Source organism: Streptomyces sp. NBC_00104 (assembly GCF_045160825.1).
Taxonomy (GTDB): Bacteria; Actinomycetota; Actinomycetes; order Streptomycetales; family Streptomycetaceae; genus Streptomyces.
Map to the genome: position 1 here is coordinate 3,238,316 of NZ_CP108215.1, position 19,650 is coordinate 3,257,965.

15 protein-coding genes are annotated in these 19,650 nt (G+C 71.6%); 8 read left to right on the forward strand and 7 right to left on the reverse strand.

Annotated elements, in window-relative coordinates; all coding sequences use genetic code 11:
* Positions 1–14 precede the first annotated feature (14 nt).
* Both OG272_RS14045 and OG272_RS14050 read left to right on the forward strand, forming a co-directional pair.
* Positions 15–464 (forward strand): transglycosylase SLT domain-containing protein, encoded by a 450-nt coding sequence (locus tag OG272_RS14045; protein ID WP_326583178.1) that lies wholly within the window; start codon positions 15–17, stop codon positions 462–464.
* Between the two features lie 253 nt (positions 465–717).
* A complete protein-coding gene (locus OG272_RS14050) occupies positions 718–1,446 on the forward strand; it encodes a hypothetical protein (protein ID WP_405893506.1) in 729 nt (242 codons plus the stop codon).
* Positions 1,447–1,519: 73 nt separating this feature from the next.
* On the opposite strand, the gene OG272_RS14055 is transcribed toward OG272_RS14050, so the two are convergent.
* Positions 1,520–3,967 carry a PQQ-binding-like beta-propeller repeat protein gene (locus tag OG272_RS14055; RefSeq protein WP_405893508.1) on the reverse strand — a complete coding sequence of 816 codons (2,448 nt, stop codon included), beginning with the start codon at positions 3,965–3,967 and terminating at the stop codon, positions 1,520–1,522.
* A 460-nt stretch (positions 3,968–4,427) separates the two neighbouring features.
* Here OG272_RS14055 and OG272_RS14060 point away from each other — a divergent pair, with 460 nt between their 5' ends.
* Positions 4,428–5,276 carry a helix-turn-helix transcriptional regulator gene (locus OG272_RS14060; protein WP_326583174.1) on the forward strand — a complete coding sequence of 283 codons (849 nt, stop codon included), beginning with the start codon at positions 4,428–4,430 and terminating at the stop codon, positions 5,274–5,276.
* Positions 5,236–5,457 (forward strand): DUF397 domain-containing protein, encoded by a 222-nt coding sequence (locus OG272_RS14065; RefSeq protein WP_405893510.1) that lies wholly within the window; start codon positions 5,236–5,238, stop codon positions 5,455–5,457. Before OG272_RS14060 ends, OG272_RS14065 begins: the two co-directional genes overlap by 41 nt.
* Here the strand turns inward: OG272_RS14065 and OG272_RS14070 are convergent.
* Both OG272_RS14070 and OG272_RS14075 read right to left on the reverse strand, forming a co-directional pair.
* Positions 5,440–9,210 carry a helix-turn-helix domain-containing protein gene (locus tag OG272_RS14070; RefSeq protein ID WP_327729973.1) on the reverse strand — a complete coding sequence of 1,257 codons (3,771 nt, stop codon included), beginning with the start codon at positions 9,208–9,210 and terminating at the stop codon, positions 5,440–5,442. The genes OG272_RS14065 and OG272_RS14070 overlap by 18 nt on opposite strands.
* Before the next feature lie 510 nt (positions 9,211–9,720).
* On the reverse strand, positions 9,721–10,890 hold the full coding sequence (locus OG272_RS14075) for a steroid 3-ketoacyl-CoA thiolase (RefSeq protein WP_326583171.1): 1,170 nt from the start codon (positions 10,888–10,890) through the stop codon (positions 9,721–9,723).
* 248 nt (positions 10,891–11,138) lie between these two features.
* On the opposite strand from OG272_RS14075, the gene OG272_RS14080 reads away from it, so the two are divergent.
* Positions 11,139–12,374, forward strand: a complete 1,236-nt coding sequence (locus tag OG272_RS14080; protein WP_328222903.1) for a cytochrome P450 — start codon at positions 11,139–11,141, stop codon at positions 12,372–12,374.
* Positions 12,375–12,553: 179 nt separating this feature from the next.
* Here the strand turns inward: OG272_RS14080 and OG272_RS14085 are convergent, their stop codons facing one another.
* On the reverse strand, positions 12,554–14,599 hold the full coding sequence (locus OG272_RS14085) for a bifunctional glycosyltransferase 87/phosphatase PAP2 family protein (RefSeq protein WP_328222904.1): 2,046 nt from the start codon (positions 14,597–14,599) through the stop codon (positions 12,554–12,556).
* A 271-nt stretch (positions 14,600–14,870) separates the two neighbouring features.
* On the opposite strand from OG272_RS14085, the gene OG272_RS14090 reads away from it, so the two are divergent.
* Together OG272_RS14090 and OG272_RS14095 are read left to right on the forward strand one after the other, a co-directional pair.
* On the forward strand, positions 14,871–16,199 hold the full coding sequence (locus OG272_RS14090) for a DUF2330 domain-containing protein (RefSeq protein WP_405893512.1): 1,329 nt from the start codon (positions 14,871–14,873) through the stop codon (positions 16,197–16,199).
* 113 nt (positions 16,200–16,312) lie between these two features.
* Positions 16,313–16,984 carry an O-methyltransferase gene (locus OG272_RS14095; protein WP_326583162.1) on the forward strand — a complete coding sequence of 224 codons (672 nt, stop codon included), beginning with the start codon at positions 16,313–16,315 and terminating at the stop codon, positions 16,982–16,984.
* 27 nt (positions 16,985–17,011) lie between these two features.
* Here the strand turns inward: OG272_RS14095 and OG272_RS14100 are convergent, their stop codons facing one another.
* A complete protein-coding gene (locus OG272_RS14100; protein WP_326583161.1) occupies positions 17,012–17,407 on the reverse strand; it encodes a hypothetical protein in 396 nt (131 codons plus the stop codon).
* 118 nt (positions 17,408–17,525) lie between these two features.
* Here OG272_RS14100 and OG272_RS14105 point away from each other — a divergent pair, with 118 nt between their 5' ends.
* The gene (locus tag OG272_RS14105; protein WP_326583160.1) at positions 17,526–17,939 is read left to right on the forward strand and encodes a DUF1992 domain-containing protein; all 414 of its coding nucleotides are present in this window, start codon (positions 17,526–17,528) and stop codon (positions 17,937–17,939) included.
* Positions 17,940–18,130: 191 nt separating this feature from the next.
* Here OG272_RS14105 and OG272_RS14110 read toward each other — a convergent pair whose 3' ends face one another.
* On the reverse strand, positions 18,131–18,736 hold the full coding sequence (locus OG272_RS14110) for a hypothetical protein (RefSeq protein ID WP_326583159.1): 606 nt from the start codon (positions 18,734–18,736) through the stop codon (positions 18,131–18,133).
* Positions 18,737–18,741: 5 nt separating this feature from the next.
* Positions 18,742–19,500 carry a hypothetical protein gene (locus tag OG272_RS14115; RefSeq protein WP_405893513.1) on the reverse strand — a complete coding sequence of 253 codons (759 nt, stop codon included), beginning with the start codon at positions 19,498–19,500 and terminating at the stop codon, positions 18,742–18,744.
* Positions 19,501–19,650 lie beyond the last annotated feature (150 nt).

Below are 19,650 nucleotides of genomic sequence, written 5' to 3' on the forward strand. Positions count from 1 at the left end.
CACGTGGTGAAGGCATGCCCGCGACGGCCACATCCCCGAAGAAAAGGATCCCCGTGACCATCTCCGTCCTCCGCCGCATCGCCTCCCCGAAGAAGGCCCTCGCCGGTGCCACCCTGGCCGCTGCCGCCACCGGTGCCCTGCTCGCCGCCGCGCCCGCCCAGGCCGCGTCGGACGCCTCTCAGGCCCAGGCTGTCGCGAAGAAGATGATCGCGGACTCGGCCCAGTACCAGTGCTTCTCCAACATCGTCGACCACGAGAGCGACTGGGACGTCAACGCCACGAACTCGTCCTCCGGCGCCTACGGCCTGGTCCAGGCGCTCCCCGGCGCGAAGATGGCCTCCGCCGGCTCCGACTGGAAGACCAACGCCGCCACCCAGATCAAGTGGGGCGTGGACTACATGAAGGACCGCTACGGCAGCCCCTGCGGCGCGTGGAACTTCTGGCAGGCCAACAACTGGTACTGATCAGCACTCACGCTTGATCAGCAACCGGCACAGCTTTCCCAGCCGAAGGCGGCGGCCCCCGACCCCCGGGCCGCCGCCTTCGCCGTACACGCCGCCGAGCGGCCCGGCGCCCAGAGCCGTTTCTTCGGGCACTGTCCCGGCAGGCAGTGCCCGAAGTGACAATTCCGCCTGGACCCGCGCGCCCGTAGCTTCGTCGCGACACCAAGAACAACAAGCGCACCAGTAACAACTGGTGTGACGAGGGGAATTCGCCGTGCGCAACCACAGCAACCGCATCGCCGCGACCGCGATCGCCGCAGCCACCTCCATCGCCCTGCTCGGCGGGTCCGGCCAGGCGTTCGCCGCCGGGCAGGCCGAAGGCGTGGCCCCCAAGGCGCCCGCGAAGCTGACCGTGGCCGCCTACAAGAGCTGGCTGCAGAAGGCCCCGGGCGCCTCCGACACGCGCAAGGCGTTCGGCAAGCTGCCCTCGGCCAAGCAGAAGGCGTTCGTCGGCTATCTGCAGAACGCCAAGGTGTACAGGGCGTTCAGCGTCACCCAGCACGGCGACACCCCCGGCCTGGCCAAGCAGAAGACGGTCCGTTACAACAAGGACGTCGTCTTCACCGGCCGTACGGTCGCCGCCTCCCGCCCGGGCAAGACCACCAAGTCCATCACCCTGACGGTCACGACGACCGAGCGGATCTTCAACATCCCGGTCACCTCGGTGACCACGGAGTTGACCTACCAGACCACCAAGCAGGGCAACGTGACCGGCAAGGGCACGAAGGCGAGCCACCGGGGCGCGAACTTCAACGCCGCCTTCGCCATCAAGCCGTCCACCAGCCGCCTCTACGCCGAGGCCAACATGATGGACGGCCTCACCACCTGGACGGCCACGCCCAAGTTCAAGAGCGCCGGCACCAAGTCCCTCAAGAAGGACCAGGTCGTCACCGGCTACGGCGACCACGCCTGGTCCTCCACCCTCAGCAACCTCGCGAGCTGACGCCCTCCCCGAGGTCCGCGCCCCGGCCGCCGCAGGCGCCTCCCCATGCCCCGAGGCTCACGTCGGCCGGTTACTACGTCACCGCGTACAGGACGCCGTTCTGGCTGCTGATGTAGACCACTCCGTCGGCGAAGGCGGGCGTCGAGTACACGGGGCTGCCGGTGCGGAATTTCCACCGCTGTTCGCCGGTGCCGGCGTCCACGGCATACAGGTTGCCGTCCCCGCTGCCCACGTAGGCCATCCCGCCAACGACAGTCGGCGCGCTCAGGCCGTGGGTTTTGACGATACGGGATCTCCATCGCTGCGTGCCGGTGCCGGCGTCCACGGCGGACAAGTCGCCGTTCCCGTCACCCAAGTAGACCGTCCCATCGACGACCGTCGGCGCGCTCACGTTGACGGTAGCGAATTTCCATCGCTGCTTGCCGGTCGCGGCGTCCAGCGCGTAGAGGTTTCTGTCCCCGCTGCTGATGTAGACCACGCCGTCGACGACGGCCGCGGCTGATTCCAGATAGCCGGGGGTGGCGAATTCCCACCGCTGCTTACCCGTGTCGGCGTCCACCGCATACGCGGTGCCGCTCAAACTGCAGGCGTAGACCACCCCGTCGACAACGGTCGGCGACTCCTCGACTCGGCTGTGGGTGGTGAATTTCCACCGCTGCTTGCCGGTGCCGGCGTCGACCGCGTACACGTAGCCGTCTTCGTAGTCGTTGCCGCCTCCGCCGAAGCGGTACGTGACATCGCCCCCGCCGCCGACGTACACCACGCCGTCGACGACAGTGGGCGACGAGCTTCCGCCCTTGCCTGTGAGGAATTTCCACCGTTGCTTGCCGGTGCCTACGTCCACCGCGTACAGGTTGCTGTCCTCACTGCCCACGTAGACCGTCCCGTCGGCGACAGTCGGCTTCGAACTCACGTCCGCACCGGTGGTGAACGTCCACCGCCGTACGCCGGTTTCGGTGTCCAGCGCGTACAGGTCGTCGGTGTCGCCGCCGATGTAGACGACGCCGTCGGCGACGATCGGCGACGCGAACACGAAGTCGCCCGTGGCGAATCTCCACCGCTCCACGCCGGACGGGGCGGCGGGAGTGGGCGTGGGAGATGCGCTGGGTCTTCGGCTGGAACCGGGCAGGACCTCGGGCTCTTTGGCGGAGGAGTCGCCGTCGCTGAGCTTCCAGCCGGCGAAGCCGAGTCCTGCGATGGCGGCCCCGCCGAGGCCGCGCAGGGCCCGTCGGCGGGTCGGCCCGGCCGGGGGCGCGGCCGGGCCGCCACCGGATACTGCCGCCTCCGGGCTCTTGGGCGAGGGCTCGGCTTCGGGTGTCTCGGCTTCGGACGTCTCGGCTTCGGACGTCTCGGTCAGTGCCGCCGACGTGGGAGCCGGTACGGAAGCGGGGTCGGGCTGCCGTGCCAATGCTGGTGCCGGCGCGGGTGCCGGTGTCGGCGCTGATGCCGGCGCTGATGCCGGTGCTGGTGCTGATGCCGGTGTCGGTGCTGGTGCTGGTGCTGGTGCTGGTGCTGGTGCTGGTGCTGGTGCTGGTGCTGGTGCTGGTGCTGGTGCTGGTGCTGGTGGGACCGTGGGCCCGTGCGTGGTGGTGCGTGAGTGCAGGGTCGCGGCGACCGGTGCGGGGAGCCAGCCCGGCTGGGTGGGTGTGTGGGTGACAGCCGCTGCGGCGGCGGCCACTCCGGCGGCCTCAGCCTTCCCTGCCTCCTCGGCGGCAGCCTCCGCCAGCTGTTCCAGCAGCACCGCCACCGCCGGACGCCGGTCAGGTTGCTTGGCCAGGCAGCGGGCCACCACGGGCCGCAGAACGGGCGGGAGTTGGTGCAGGTCGGGTTCCTCGTAGACGACGCGGAAACTCAGGGCATGCCCCGAGCCGGTCCCGAACGGCCCCGATCCCGTCGCGGTGAATGCCAGCACCGCCCCGAGGGAGAAGACATCGCTGGCGGGCCCGATCGGCTTACCGGTCAGCTGCTCGGGGGACATGAACCCCGGCGTGCCCACCACCATGCCGGTTCGGGTCAAAGCGCTGGCCTCGTGAGCCACCGAGATCCCGAAATCGATCACCCGTGGTCCGTCCGCCGCGAGGAGGATGTTCGACGGTTTGAGGTCCCGGTGGACCACATCGGCCGCGTGGATCGCCTCCAGCGCCTCGGCGAGGCCGGCGCCGAGAGCCAGCACCGGGCCCTGCGGCCAGGGCCCGTGCGCGGTCACGGCATCGCCCAACGCGACGCCCGGCACATACGCCGTCGCAAGCCATGCCGGCGACCCGTCCGGATCGGCGTCCACCACACCGGCGGTGAACACCCCGTTGACTCGTCGGGCGGCGGCCACCTCCCGGGCGAACCGGCGCCGGAACTCGCCGTCCTCGGCCAGTTCGGAGCGCACCACCTTCACCGCCACCGCCCGGCCGCCGGGCGAGCGCCCCAGATACACCCGGCCCATTCCGCCCGCACCAAGCCGCGCCACGATCCGGTACCGCCCGACCTGCTCCGGATCCCCCGCTTCCAGCGCCTCGAACGCCTCCACCGCACCCCCTGACCTACCCCACGCCCCGGGCCCTTCCGAAGATCCCACATCATCCCCGACTCGCCCGCCCCGCGCACTACCGTCAGCCACTGTCGTCACCCCGGCACTCGAACCACACGGTCTTGCCGCCGGCGAGCCGGTGCCCCGCCCCCGCTTGTCCGCCACCGCGTCCAGCAGCACGAGGCCCGACGTTGGCGAGCAGCTCGGTCACGCCAGTTCGACGGCGTCCGTCAGCTCCGCCATCTCCCGGTCGTTCTATCGACCGGACGATGCGGCGGATGTGATGCGCGGAGTGCTCACCCACGGTGAGGCAGATCCGGTACTGGGCGGGCGGGGCGCCCGGAAGAAGGGGGAAAGTATGCGTTCACCCCACAAGACCGACTCGACGCGACTACGGTCAGCAACAGACCATACACATTCTGTTAAAGAGTGAGTTGAAGCTCAGAAGAGGGGACCGCACGTGACCCAGATCCACACCCTCGATCCCGGCGCGTCACCACTGGACTACTACGGCTACGAGCTGCGGCGCTGCCGCGAGACGGCGGGCCTGACGCAGAAGCAGTTGGGGGAGATCCTCGGGTGCGCCACGTCCCTGGTCGGACAGATCGAGACGGCGAGGAAGTGCCCGACGCTGGAGTTCAGCGAGCGGGTGGACGTGGCGCTGGAGACGGGCGGGATGCTGTCCCGGCTCGCCGTCCTGGTGATGCGCCATCAACTTCCGGTCTGGTTCCAGCAGGTCGCCGAACTGGAGGCACGCGCCGCCGGGATCTACACGTTCCACACGCACATGGTCCAGGGCCTGCTCCAGACCGAGGCCTACGTCCGTGCCGTGCTCGGTGCCCTGGACGCGACGGACCTCGACGACCGGACCGCCGTACGACTGGCCCGTCAGCGCGTCTTCGACAAGGAGGAGCCGCCCGTCCTGTGGGCCGTCCTCGGTGAGGCCGCGCTGCACCAGAGGATCGGCGGGCCGGAGGTCATGCGGGGCCAGCTGCTGAAACTGCTGGCCTTCGAGAACAACCCCCGGATCAACGTCCAGATCCTGCCCTTCGAGGCCGGGGCGCACGCGGGACTGACCGGCCCGTTCAACCTCTACCGCTTCGACCGCGACCCGGACGTCGTCTACACGGAGGGCTACGGGAGCGGGCATCCGACCGCCGGATTGGACACCGTCAGGGACTGCTCGCTTCGTTACGATCATCTGCAGGCCGCCGCCCTCTCCCTCAGGGACTCGGCGGAGCTGATCCGACGGGTGATGGAGGGCCGTCATGGAGAGCAACGCCGTCCCGGCGGGCACCCGGTGGCGTAGGTCGCGCCACAGCAGCGACCAGGGCGGCGACTGCGTGGAAGTCGCCGCAGCCCCCTCGCCCTCGCCCTCGCCCACCGTCGCCGTTCGCGACTCCAAGAACCCGGTGGGCCCCCGACTCACCCTGACGCCCGCCGCGTTCAGCGCCTTCCTCGGCTGGGTCTCGTCAGCACACACCGCCTGATTCCTGGTCCGGCAGATACAGGGCCCGCTCCTGCCGGGTGAGTTCGCGGTGGACGGCTCGGCAGATGCCGGTGACCGCCTCGGCCGGGAGAGGCAGGGCGGCGTCCCACAGGCGCAGGCGGTCGGCGTGGTCGCCGACCGCGAGGGTGCGGCCGTCGGGGCTGAACGCCAGCCTCGCCGCGCCTCCTCCGGGGAAGGTCGCACGGGCGTACCGCGTGGTGGTGTCCCACAGCCGTACCGTGCTGCCGGCGGCCGTGGCGAGCGTACGGCCGTCGGGGCTGAACGCCAGCGCGACCGGGCCCTCCGTGAGGCTCACGGTGAGGGTGGCGTCGAGGTCTCCCGTACCGGTGTTCCACAGCCGTACCGTGCCGTCGGAGTTGGCGGAGGCGAGCGTGCGGCCGTCCGGGCTGAAGGCCATGGACTCCACCTGCCGGAACCACCTGAAGGGGTCGTCCTGCGCTCCCTCGGGCGTGGGGCGGCCGTCGGGTTCGGTGAGCGTGGACCGGACGCGTCCGGTGGCGGGGTCGCGCAGCCGGATCTCCCCCTCCTCTCCTCCGGTGGTGGCGAAGACGTCGCCCGTGGGGCTGAACGCCAGCGGCGAGCCCTCCTCGACCTTGGGGAGTTCGACGCGGGGACGCCCGGTCCCGGTGTCCCACAGCACGAGGCCGTCGCCCACCGTCACCAGTGTCCGGCCGTCGGGGCTGAACGCCATCCCGTTGACGAACCGGCCGGGGAGGGTGATCCGCTGGCGGCGGGTGCGGACGTCCCACAGCTGTGCCCGGGCGTCGTCGGTGAGGGCGAGCGTCCTGCCGTCGGGGCTGAAGAGGACCGGCCCCGCATGGGTCAGCCCCTTGTCGATCACGGCTCGTGTGCGGCGGGTGGCCGTGTCCCACAGCCGTACCGAGGCGGTGGTGTCCCTGAAGTCGGCGCTCATCCGGACGCTGCTGGTGGCGAAGGTGTCGCCGTCGGGGCTGAACGTCACCGACTGGAGGTCTCCGCCGGGGACGTCCAGCGTGGCGCGGGGGCGGTTCGTGCCCACGTTCCACAGCCGGATCCCGACGTCGCCGCCGCCGAAGCTGTCGGCCTCGTTGCCCGTCGCCAGTTCGTTCCCGTCGGGGTCGAACGCCACCGACATCACCGGGCGGGTGTGGCCGGTGAGCGTGGTGTCGGCGCGTCCGGTGGAGAGGTCCCACAGGCGTACCGTGCCGTCGTAGCTGCCCGCGGCCAGGGTCCTGCCGTCCGGGTCGAACGCCATGGACTCGACCCGGCTGCTGGCGCTGGTGAGGGTGGTCCGCTGCTTGCCGTCGGCCACGTCCCACAGGTGGACGGTGCCGTCCTCGGTGCCCGTGGCCAGGGTCTTCCCGTCGGAGTCGAACGCCAGTGAACTGACCACGCCGGTACTGCTCTTGAGGGCGAACAGCACGCGGCCGGTGTCCAGGTCCCACAGGTGCGCGGTGTGGTCCCGGGTGCTGGTGGCGAGGGTGCGTCCGTCGGGGGAGAACGCCACCGCCATCTCCAGACCGGTGGGGCCCTGAAGGGTGGTCGCGACGCGGCCGGTGGCCACGTCCAGCACCTGCCCGGCCTCCGTGACGGCCAGCGCGCGTCCGTCGTGATCGAAGCCCACCGCCGCCATGTTGTCGTCGTCGGGGTCGCGGACGGCGACCGAGGCCCGTACCCGTCCGGTGTCCAGGTTCCACAGCCGCGCGTCGTCGCCGTGGCTGGTGGCGAAGGTCCTGCCGTCCCGGCCGAAGGCCACGGTGCGTACCAGGTCGGGGCCGTCCGCGTCCGCACGCCCGGCGAGCACCTTCCGGGTACGTCCGGTCGCCGGGTCCCACAGCCGTACCGTGCCGTCGAAACTACCGCTGGCGAGGGTCTTTCCGTCGGGGCTGTAGGTCAGGGCGGACACGGTTCCGGTGTGGCCGGTCAGCCGGCGTTCCAGAGGGACGGCCGCGGCGGCGTACAGGCTCCGGGTGGCCTCACGGGTGGGGCTCGTCCGGTACGCCTTGATGGCCAGCAGCGAGGCGAGGTCGGTGTCGCTGTCCAGCAGGGCGGCGGACTGGGCGGCCAACTGCCGTGAGAGTCCCGCACGTTGGGCGTCCAGGGCGCTCTGGCGCTGCCAGTAGGCCACCGTCGTGGCGGTCAGCGCGAGGGCCAGGAGGCAGGCGAGGGAGGTGACGAGGACACGCAGGCGGCGGGTGGTCCGGGCGCGGGCGCGTTCCTCCTGGTCGAGGGCGGCGAGGCCCTCGGTGAGGAAGGCGGCTTCCTGGTCGGTCAGGTCGTCGGTGTGGCGGGGGCCCGCGAAGTACTCCCGCGCCGTCACGAGCCGGCTCCCCCGGTACAGCGCGCCCGCGTCGCGGCCCAACTCCTCCCAGGCGCGGGCCGCCTCGGTCAGTTGCCGGTGGGCGCGCAGGCGGTCCCGGTCCTCCTCGATCCATCCGCGCAGGCGGGGCCAGGCGGTGAGGAGCGCCTCGTGGGCGACTTCGACGGTCGGCCCGTCGAGGGTGAGGAGGCGGGCCCGGGTGAGCGCCTCCAGCACCTGGGCGACCTCCTCCCGGCCGGTGCCCGTGGTCTCCAACTCGGCCCGGTCCGCGGGCCGGCGCGTGTCGGGCGTGCCGTCGCCCGGGGAGATCAGCCGCAGCAGCACCCGGCGGGCCGTGGCCGCCTCGCCCTCGGTGAACCGGCTGTGGACGTCCTCGGCGGTCTTGGCGATCGCCCCGTCCAGGCCGCCGGCCGCCTCGTACCCGGCGAGGGTCAGCGTCTTGCCCCGGCGTCGCCGCCAGGTCTCCAGCAGGACGTGCGACAGCAGCGGCAGCCCGCCGGGCGCGTCGGTGATCTCCTCGACCAGCCGGGTGGTCAGCGCCCGCTCCACGGTCAGCCCGGCGGCCGCGGCCGGTTTGACGACGACCTCGCGCAGCTCCGTCGAACTCATCGGCCCGGCCAGCAGATTGGCGTCGCCCAGCGCCTCGGCCAGCTCACGGTGCTCGGCGCACCGGCCGTAGAAGTCCGCGCGCACCGCCACCAGCACCCGCAACCGGTTCTCCGGGTCACGCGCGGTCAGCAACAGGTCGATGAAACGGGCGCGTTCGGCCGGGTCGTGGCAGAGGGTGAAGACCTCCTCGAACTGGTCGACGACCACGAGCCGGTCACCGGTGCCGGTGCCGTCGCCGGGTCCGCTCCCCTCCCGCAGCAGCTCATGCGTGCGGGACAGCTGATCGCCGGGCGTCAGGATCCGGATCGCGGACGGTCGCAGGTCCGGCTCCTCGGACTCCCGCAGGACGGGGATCAGACCGGCGCGCAGGAGCGAGGACTTGCCGATGCCGGAGGGGCCGAAGACCGCCGCGAACCGGCGGCGGCGCACCAGGTCCACGAGGTCGGCGGTGAGCCGGTCCCGGCCGAAGAAGAGTCCGCTGTCGTCGGTCTCGAACCGGGCCAGCCCCCGGTACGGCGGCTCGGCGCCCGCCCCGTCGTTCTCCGGGTCGAAGGCGGCGGCCTCCTCGACGGCCTGGTGCCACCGGATCTCCCACTCCGCCGGGTCGCCGCCGCAGGCCCGTACGAAGGCCAGGGCCACCGGCAGCGTGGGCAACTGCTCGCCGCCCGCGGCCTGGGAGAGGGTGGTGATCGAGTAGCCCGCCTGCTCGGCCATCGCCCGGTAGGTGAGACCGCCCGCCTCGGTCCGCAGTTTCCGCAACTCGAACGCGAACCGCTGCACCGGCCCGGCCCCCGGATCGACCGGCACCTCACGACGACCCGCCACCGCGCTGTTCCCCTCCCACCGCACCCACACCGTCCCGGACAACCAACGTACGCATTCGGCCACCCAAGCGGAGAGATCGCGTCCGGCCATTGTTTGGCAGGCTCGACCCCCCTGCCTAACAATGCGCGACCCGGTGGAATCAGTGGTGTGGGCGGTACGGGGGCCGCGCACGACGGGGGACGGAGCGGCACGCCCACGGGGGACTTGCCGCTACGGGGGAAAGGGGCGGCACGACCAGCCGCCACGGGGGAACGAGGCGGCACGGGGGACGGGCCGCCACGGGAAAGGGCCCTGCTGGCCGCGGGACGACCAGCAGGGCCCTTTCGGTCTCCGGACGCCGGCCGCGGAACAGCCGGACAGCCGGACAGCCGGACAGCCGGACAGCCGGACAGCCACCGAACCACAGTCGGCCGAACCGCAGTCGGCCGAACCGCAGTCGATCGAACCGCAGTCGATCGAACCGCAGTCGATCCGACCACAGTCACCGCACCGCGGTCGACCGGCGGCGGGTCACAACCGCTGAATGATCGTCCCGGTCGCCAGCCCGCCCCCCGCACACATCGTCACCAGAGCGAACTCCTTGTCCGTCCGCTCCAGTTCGTGCAGCGCGGTGGTGATGAGCCGCGCGCCCGTCGCACCCACCGGATGCCCTAGAGCGATCGCTCCGCCGTTGACGTTCACCTTCGCGAGATCCTGGTCGAAGACCTGCGCCCAGCTCAGCACCACCGACGCGAAGGCCTCGTTGATCTCGACCAGGTCGATGTCCTTGAGCGACATCCCGGCCTTCCCCAGCACGGCCTTGGTCGCGTCGATCGGCCCGTCGAGGTGGAAGTGGGGGTCCGCGCCGACCAGCGCCTGGGCGACGATCCGCGCCCGGGGCCGCAGCTTCAGCGCGCGGGCCATCCGCTTCGACGCCCACATGATCGCCGCCGCGCCGTCGCTGATCTGGGAGGAGTTGCCCGCCGTGTGGACGGCCGTCGGCATGATCGGCTTCAGCCGGGCCAGCGCCTCCATGGACGTGTCGCGCAGTCCCTCGTCGTGGTCGACGAGCCGCCACATGCCCTGTCCGGCGCCCTGCTCCGCCTCGGTCGTCGGCACCTGGACGGCGAACGTCTCCTTCTTGAACCGTTCCTCGGCCCACGCGGCGGCGGCCCGCTCCTGCGAGACGAGCCCGAGGGCGTCCACGTTCTCCCGGGTGAGCCCCCGGTGGCGGGCGATCCGCTCCGCCGCCTCGAACTGGTTCGGCAGGTCGACGTTCCACTCCTCCGGGAACGGCTTCCCGGGCCCGTGCTTGGACCCCGACCCGAGCGGCACCCGGGACATGGCCTCGACCCCGCAGCTGATCCCGACGTCGATGACGCCCGCCGAGACCATGTTGGCCACCATGTGCGAGGCCTGTTGCGAGGAGCCGCACTGACAGTCGACCGTCGTCGCGGCGGTCTCGTACGGCAGGCCCATGGTCAGCCAGGCCGTGCGCGCGGGGTTCATGGACTGTTCGCCGGCGTGGGTCACCGTGCCGCCGACGATCTGCTCGACGCAGTCGGCGGGGATGCCGGTGCGGCCGAGGAGTTCACGGTAGGTCTCGCCCAGCAGGTAGGCGGGGTGCAGGTTGGCGAGCGCTCCGCCGCGCCTGCCGATGGGGGTGCGTACGGCTTCGACGATCACGGGTTCCGCGGCCATGGGGATTCCTCTCAACGGTTACCCGCGCGGCGCGGGGCGTCCCGGCCCGGCCCGCCACGCAGAACTAGTACGCGTTCTAGTTCTCTTGAGCAGTCTGCTGAGCCCGGCTCCGGGACCGCAAGGGGCGTGCGGCAACTGAAAAGCCGACCGAAAGGCCGACTGAAGGGCCCGTACCCCTTGCTAGTTGTAGAACCCGTTACTACGGTCACCGCAATTCCCTGTATCTGATGCTCCGTCAGGAGTCGCCGATGCCCTGTCCAGCGCTGCCCGACGGGTTCGACTTCACCGACCCCGACCTGCTGCACCACCGTGTCCCCCTCCCGGAGTTCGCCGAACTGCGCCGTACGGAACCGGTCCACTGGATCCCGCAGGCACCCGGCATCGCGGGCTTCGCGGACGAGGGCTACTGGGCCGTCACCCGGCACGCGGACGTCAAGTACGTCTCCACGCACCCCGAGTTGTTCTCCTCGACGGTCAACACCGCGATCATCCGCTTCAACGAGCACATCGAGCGCGACGCGATCGACGCCCAGCGCCTGATCCTGCTGAACATGGACCCGCCGGAGCACACCCGGGTCCGCCAGATCGTGCAGCGCGTGTTCACCCCGAGGGCGATCCGCGCGCTGGAGGACAACCTGCGCCACCGCGCCCTGAACATCGCCCGGGAGGCGGTCGCCCACGCCGGCCCGTTCGACTTCGTCACCGAGGTCGCCTGCGAACTCCCCCTGCAGGCCATCGCCGAGCTGATCGGCATCCCGCAGGAGGACCGCATCCGGATCTTCGAGTGGTCGAACCGGATGATCTCCTACGACGACCCCGAGTACGCCATCACCGAGGAGGTCGGCCAGGAGTCGGCGATGGAACTCATCGCCTACGCCATGAACATGGCCGCCGACCGCAAGCAGTGCCCGGCGAAGGACATCGTCACCACGCTGGTGGCCGCCGAGGACGAGGGCAACCTCACCTCCGACGAGTTCGGCTTCTTCGTGCTGATGCTGGCGGTCGCGGGCAACGAGACGACCCGCAACGCCATCACCCACGGCATGCACGCCTTCCTCACCCACCCCGACCAGTGGGACCTCTACAAACGTGAGCGCCCCGCGACGGCGGCCGAGGAGATCGTCCGCTGGGCCGCCCCGGTCAACTCCTTCCAGCGCACCGCCACCCAGGACGTCGAACTCGGCGGCAAGCCGATCAGGAAGGGCGACCGCGTCGGCATCTTCTACGCCTCCGCCAACCACGACCCGGACGTCTTCACCGACCCCGACACCTTCGACATCACCCGCGACCCCAACCCCCACCTCGGCTTCGGCGGCGGAGGCCCGCACTTCTGCCTCGGCAAGTCCCTGGCCGTCCTGGAGATCGACCTCATCTTCAACGCGATCGCCGACGCGATGCCGAACCTCAGGCTCGTGGGCGAGCCCAGCCGACTGCGCTCGGCGTGGATCAACGGGGTGAAGCACCTGCAGGTCACCACCGTCTGACAGCACCGGCCCCCGCACTCGGGCCGACGGCCTCCCGGCGCCGTCGGCCCGTCCCCGGTGGCGCTCCCGTGGCCGCATGTCGACGCATGCCCGTTCGGTCGGCCAGGACCGCCCTCGAATCCCTGGCGCCGGCACCGGTCTCTCGCGTATGCAGGACGGACCCTGCAGGGCCCTGGCCTCTACCCCTCGCCCTTGCCTCCGCCGCCGCGCTGGACGGCCGTGGAGAGTCCGCGGGTGGCCGGTGGCCGGTCGCGCGGTTCCCCGCGCCCCTGGCGGGGCGCGGTGGTGCGGGGACCTGTCAGGAGGTACGTCAGGCCGAAGCCCGCGCCCACGACGGCCGCGCCGCCGACCGCGTCGAGGATCCAGTGGTTGCCGGTCGCGACGATCGCCAGGGCCGTGAAGAAGGGGTGCATCAGGCCCAGTACCCTCATCCACACCTTGGGCGCGACCAGCGCGATCGTCAGGCCGCACCACAGGGACCAGCCGAAGTGCAGGGACGGCATCGCCGCGTACTGGTTGGCGAGTTCGGTCAGCTTGCCGTAGTCCGGCCTGGAGAAGTCCTGGACGCCGTGGATGGTGTCGATGATGCCGAGGCCGGGCATCAGGCGCGGCGGTGCCAGCGGGTAGAAGAAGAAGCCGACGAGCGCGAGGACCGTGGTGAAGCCGATGGCCGTGCGGGCCCAGCGGTAGTCGGCGGGGCGGCGCCAGTAGAGGACGCCGAGGACGGTCAGCGGGACCACGAAGTGGAACGAGGTGTAGTAGAAGTCGAAGAAGTCCCGCAGCCAGCCGATCCCGACCACCGTGTGGTTGAACCAGTGTTCGATGTCGATGAACAGGGCCTTCTCGGCGGCCAGGACCTGCCCGGCGTGCTCCTCGGCGGTGGCCCGGCTGCCGGTGGCCTCCAGGCGGGTGCGCTGGTAGGCGGCGTACGTGACGCGGATCAGCAGCAGTTCGAGGAGCAGGTTCGGGCGGGTGGCCACCCGGCGCAGTAACGGGGCCCAACTGAAGCGGGTCTCCGCCTTCGGGGCGTACTCCGTGGGGATCGGCGCCCGGTAGTACTCCGAGGTACGGGACAGGAACGGCACGACGAGGGCGGCGGTGAGCGCGGCCAGCAGGACGACGTCGTCGCGCACCGGGTGCAGGACGCCCACGTTCGGCACCATCATCTTCGCCGGCAGCGTCATCACCAGGACGACGGCCACCGGCCACACATACCGTGACGAGGCCTTCTTGCCGACCCGGCCGACCACCGCGAGCAGCACCCACAGCAGCTGGTGCTTCCAGGACGTCGGCGAGACGGCGACCACGACACAGCCGGTGAGGGCGACGGCGAGCAGCAGCTGCCCGTCGCGGGCGTAGTGGATGGCCCGCCGCATGCCGAGTACGGCGACGGCGGCGGCCAGCGCGAAGAAGACGACGATCTCCAGCGGGCCCGTAAGGCCCAGCCGGAGCAGCATGCCGTGCAGGGACTGGTTGGCGAGGTCGTCCGCCCGGCCGCCGAGGCCGACGCCGGCGAGGTGGTGCACCCAGTAGGTGTACGAGTCGTGCGGCATCGCGGCCCAGGCCAGCGCGGTGGCCCCGGCGAACGTGATCCCGGTGCTCGCGGCGGCCCGCTTGCGGCCGGTGAACCACAGCAGCGGCACGAACAGCAGCACGGTCGGCTGGAAGGCCGCGGCGAGCCCTATGAAGACTCCGCTGGTGCGCTCGCCCCGGACCACGAAGCAGCCCGCCAGGACGAGCAGGACGGGGATGATGCTGGTCTGGCCCAGGTACAGCGTGTTCCGCACCGGCAGCGACAGCATCAGCAGGGTGACCGCGACGGGCGCGGCGAGCAGTGCCGTACGGCGGGTGACGGGCTGGGGCAGGGCGCGGGCGGCGACCAGGCCGAGGGCGACGACCAGCAGGAGGGTGCCGAAGGTCCAGCCCCAGCCGAGCGCCTGTTCCGCCATTCGGGTGAGGGGCTTGAGGACGAGGCCGCCGAAGGGCGTGCCCGTGAAGCGCGTCGAGTCGTACAGCGAGCCGTTGACATGCAGGACGCCGCTGGGTCCGACCCAGGTCTCCAGGTCCGTCAGCCGCTCGCCCTTGGGTGTGTTCAGCACGACCGCGACCTGCCGCACCGCCAGGATCGCGGCGACCAGCCACAGCACGGCCCGGACGGCCACCAGTCGCGCCGCCGTCAAGCCCGTACCCACGGCACCGCCCGGTCTGCTCTGCTCCGTCGCCACGCGCCGTCGTCCTCCCGCCCCGTCGACGTCCCCCCGAGAAGGCTCGCACTGTCCTCGTCGTGAGACGCGGGCAACCCGCTCTTCACCTGAGAGTCGCCCTTGTTTTGTCCGGATGACGATAGTGCGCGGAAGGTCGCCCGCACGCTCAAGGGCACGACGCGGATCACGGATGCGCATCACGGGCAGGGTCGTGACAGGCCACTGACAAAGACCTGGAAGCATGGCTCCGAGCAGGGCGGCACGCCGGCAGGTCAGCGGGAGGGCACGGGGGATGAAGGGTTTCGTACGGGGGCGCGCGCGTCCGGCGGAATGGGCGCACGGGAGGCGCGGGGCGCGCGAACGGCTCCTGGTGGTCGTCCTCGCCCTGCTGGGGCTTCAACTGGCATCGCTCGTGGCACCGGCGTACGCCTGCGGCTGCGGCGCGATGGTGCCGGACGACGGGCGGAACATGTCGGTGAACCGCGAGCGGTCCGTGGTGCGCTGGGACGGCCGCGAGGAACAGATCCTGATGAGCCTGACGGTCTCCGGTGACGCCCGGACGGCCGCCTGGATCATGCCGGTGCCGAACCGGGCCACGGTGAAGCTCGGCGACGCGGCCGTCTTCGACCGGCTCGACGAGGAGACCGCGCCCGTGCACGAGAGGCGCGAGTACTTCTGGCCGCGCTCGCACGACTGGCCGTTCGACATGTTCGAGAGCGACGGCATGGCGGGGGACGCCGCGCCCCGGGACCCGCGGTCCTCGGTGGACGTCGTCGGCCGCGAGCGGCTCGGCCCGTTCGACGTGGCCCGGCTGACCGCCACCGACTCCGGCGCCCTCGGCGACTGGCTCGACGAGAACGGCTTCGCGCTCCCGGACCGGCTGGACACGGCGCTGGAGCCGTACGTCCGGCGGAAGTGGGAGTACGTGGCGATCAGGCTGGCGCCGGAGGACTCCGAGGGCTCCGAGGGCTCCGCCGCGAGCACCCCGCTCTCGGGCACCCTGGACCCGCTCCACCTCACCTTCGCCAGCGACGAGCCGGTCTACCCGATGCGCCTGTCCCGCCTGGCCGCCACCCCGCAGGCCCTCGGCCTGTACGTTCTCGCCGAGCACCGTATGGAGCCCGGCTCCGCGATCGGCGGGAACGAGCCGGAGGTGACCTTCGCGGGACGCCTGGGCGCGCCCGTCGGCACGCTCGGCGACCTCACCGCGGGCGGCACGGACTTCCTCACCGCCGTCGAGCAGGACTTCCCGCGGCCGGAGCTGATCTCCGGCGATCACACGCTGCGGCGGGCCGCGGCCGACGACACCTATCGAAAGGTCATCTACGTGGACGAGATGTGGACCGTGTGGGGCATCCCCGGCTGGCTGGTGTCGTTCGGCATCGGCATCGCCGTACTGGCGATCAAGGCGGTGGCCGTCGCGATCGTGCTCAAGCGCAACGCGAAGCGGCAACTGCCGCCCCTACCCCCGCCGGGCGCGGTCTTCATGCCGCCGGGCGCCTACCCGCCCGGTGCGCCGATGCCGCCGGGGGCGTACCCGCAGGGTCCGCCTGCGCCGATGCCGGTGCCGGTGCCGGTGCCGGTGCCGCCGGCGGATACGAAGTCCGCACCGAACGACTGAAACACACCCCGGAACCGCTGACAGGGGGCCCGCCCCGCGCCTATATTCATTAGCGCACCTACTTAGCTGTTCTAAGTAACTGTCCTGATGAAAGGCGCGGGAGGCACAGCTTCATGAGCGAGTCGCGGACCTGGGACGACGTCGACGTCTACTTCACCACCCACCTCGCCCCGGACGACGAGGCCTTGGAGGCGGCGCTGCGCGACAACGAGGCGGCCGGACTTCCGGCCATCGACGTCGCCGCCAACCAGGGGAAGTTCCTGCACCTCCTCGCCCAGATCCAGGGTGCCCGCCGCATCCTGGAGATCGGCACCCTGGGCGGCTACAGCACCATCTGGCTGGGCCGGGCGCTGCCCGCCGACGGCCGGCTCATCTCCCTGGAGTACAGCGCCCGACACGCGGAGGTCGCCTGCCGCAACATCGCGCGCGCCGGGCTCGACGGGCTCGTCGAGGTACGGGTCGGCCCCGCCCTGGAGTCGCTGCCCAAGCTGACCGACGAGAACCCCGAGCCGTTCGACCTGGTCTTCATCGACGCGGACAAGGCCAACAACCCGCACTACGTGGAGTGGGCCCTCAAGCTCACCCGGGCCGGCAGCGTCATCGTCGTCGACAACGTCGTACGCGGCGGCCGGGTCGCCGACGCCGACAGCACCGAGCCGGACGTCCGCGGCACCCGGGCCGCCATCGAACTCATCGCCACGCACCCGAAGTTGAGCGGGACGGCGATCCAGACGGTGGGCACCAAGGGGTACGACGGGTTCGCGCTGGCCCGGGTGCTGGACTGAACCGGGTGCGGCGGGGCGGCGGCTCCGTCAGGCCTCGTGGTAGAAGCCCACGTTGACGCTGCGGGGGCCCGTGCGGTCGTAGATGACGAGTTCGCCGGAGCTGCCGTGCGGGAGCTTCGCCGTACCGCCGTACGGGAGCGGCGAGGGCTGGTGGTTGAGCAGGGTCAGCCGCACCTCGGAGGAGGGGTCGGCGTGCGAGCCCCGCAGCCAGGTGACCTGCCAGCTCCCGTCCGGGCCGCACAGGAACTCCAGATGCACACGGGAGACGAAGAGCCAGTCGTCCGGTGTCGCGAGCCGGCACACCGCCCGATCGCGGCCCACCCGGAGCACGCCGCCCGGCTCGCTGGGCGCGTCGGCCATCTGCATGCCGGCCGTCGCCCCGGCGTCCGCCTCGGAGACCGAGGCCATGGTGAGTTCGAGCACGTACCGCTCCTAACGGGTCAAACTCCAATTGTCGCTGCGCACGGCGCGTTTGGCGCGCCGCCGCCGCATGATAATTCGCCGGATCGTCCTGTTGTGCGGGCTCCGGCACAATGGAGGCATGACCGAGCGAAAGCCACCCGGTGTCAGCTTCGAGTCCTTCGTCGACAAACAGATCCGCGAAGCGGAGGCGCGCGGCGACTTCACGGCCCTCCCCGGCGTGGGCCGACCGCTTCCCGACGACGACACGACCTACGACGAACTCTGGTGGATCAAGCGGAAGATGGCCCGCGAGGGCCTGTCGGTCCTGCCCCCGACGCTCGCCCTGCGCAAGGAGGCGGAGGACGCTCTCGCGGCAGCCGCCGAGGCCCCCTCCGAAGGCGCCGTCCGCAGGATCGTCACCGAGATCAACGCCAAGATCAGCGAGATGATGTTCAAGCCACCACCTGGACCGCCGCTGGGCCTGAAGCCGTACGACGTGGAAGTGGTCGTACGGGAATGGCGTGAGCGCCGGGAGAGTGGGCGGAGCGCCTGAGGAACCCGGGTTGATGTGCCGTGGGGCGGCCGCGGGCCGGGTGCGCTGATCGCGCGGTTCCCGCGCCCCGGAAGGCCTGGCCCGTCACGAGGCGCGCGACGCCGCCCCGGCCGGCCCGGCTCCGCGCATACGTGAGACCGCGCCCCGGGGCACGACCCGGAGCGCGGTCTCGGCGTTCGCCGCTGTCGGTCTCAGAGCCGCAGCAGCCGTTCGGTCAGCTCCCGGTAGTCGCGCAGGGCGAGGCGGAGCTGTTCGGTGTCGGTGGTGTCCGCGCGGCCGTCGGCGGTGGTCTGCCAGGAGTCGCGCAGGGTGCGGCGACGCCGGGTCACCGCGTCGGTGAAGCGGGCGGCCGCCTCTTCGAGGACGTGATCGGCCTCCTCGACGGCCGACCTGGGCCCGTCGACGAACTCGCCGACCGCGTGCTGCAACCGCAGCGTCAGCTTGTCGCTCTCGTCATGGGGCAGCAGCGGGGATCCGGAGGACCCGGAACCGCCCGTGGGCGCCTGGGCGTGACCCTCGCGGGCCACCGGGCCGGGGCCGTCGCCGACACCCGGTGTCCTGCCGCCGTTCGGCCCCTCGGCCCGGCCTCCCGTACCCGTACGGCCCGCCGTGGTGTCGTGGCCCGGCACGACCGCGGCCCGGGTGCCCGTGGCGCCCGCGGTGCCTGCCGTGTCCGTCGCCCGGGTGCCCTGCGGAAGCCCGCCGCCCTTCACCCCGTCACGCCTCGCGTCGGCGTCCCGCGTCTCGCGCGGACCGCGTTCGCGGATGCCCTCGCCCCTCGTCACGTCGTCAGTCATCCCCCTCAACTCCCCTTCGCGTGGCGCCTGGTGAGCGCCCATGGCAGATGGGACCGATGGCGGCCGTCGGCGGCCGCACCGTCGTGCTCGTCGCGTCGCGCCGTTCCTTCGCGGTGGGCCGGGCCCTCGCGCCCGGCCGTTCCCTCACGGTCCGCCCGGGCGTCCCGGCGGTCCGGGGTCACCAGGTCCTCGAACAGGGCGCGGGCCTCGACCATGGCCTCGCGCATCTCCTCGGTACCGGTACCGGTGCCGGGGCCGGCGCCGTTCGCGGTGCCCGCGCGGCCCTGGGCGGTGTCGCCGGTGGTGTGCGCCGCGAGGTGCACCCGTCGGTAGCCGTGCACATGGTGGGCGTGGTGGACGGAGAGCGCCTCCAGCTGGGTCTCGTAGTGGCCGCCGTCCGGGAAGCCCCGGGCCCCGGCCACCTCGGAGAGCAGCCGGTCCGCCTCGGCGACCGCCTCACGGGGCGAGTCGACGAAGCGTTCCTGGGCGGCCGCCCAGCGGGACTCGTACCGTTCGCGCTCCGCGCTCGGCAGCGCCCGCTTCTCCAGCGAGCCGTGCCGCTTCACCCGCTCCGCGAGTTCCCGGGCGGCGGCCCGCTCGTCGCCGTCATGGCGGGCCACGGTCCGGTCGTACTCGGGTCCGAAACGCCGCTTCAGCGATCCGCCGGCACCCGCACCGCGGCGGGCGCGCTGGGTCAGGACGGCCGCTACAACGACCACGGCCGCCACGATCACGATCAAAGCGATGATCAAGCCTGTGGACATGAATGCCTTCCAGAGTCCTCGGCCCGGGCGTCTCGCCCCGTCGGGCCGTTTCGCACCGGGTTGCCCGATCCCGTTGGTTCAAACGGCAAGCGCGGAGCGGGACAACGGCGTAAATCGTTTGCGGGCCACACGCCCCCGCTCCCGACAATG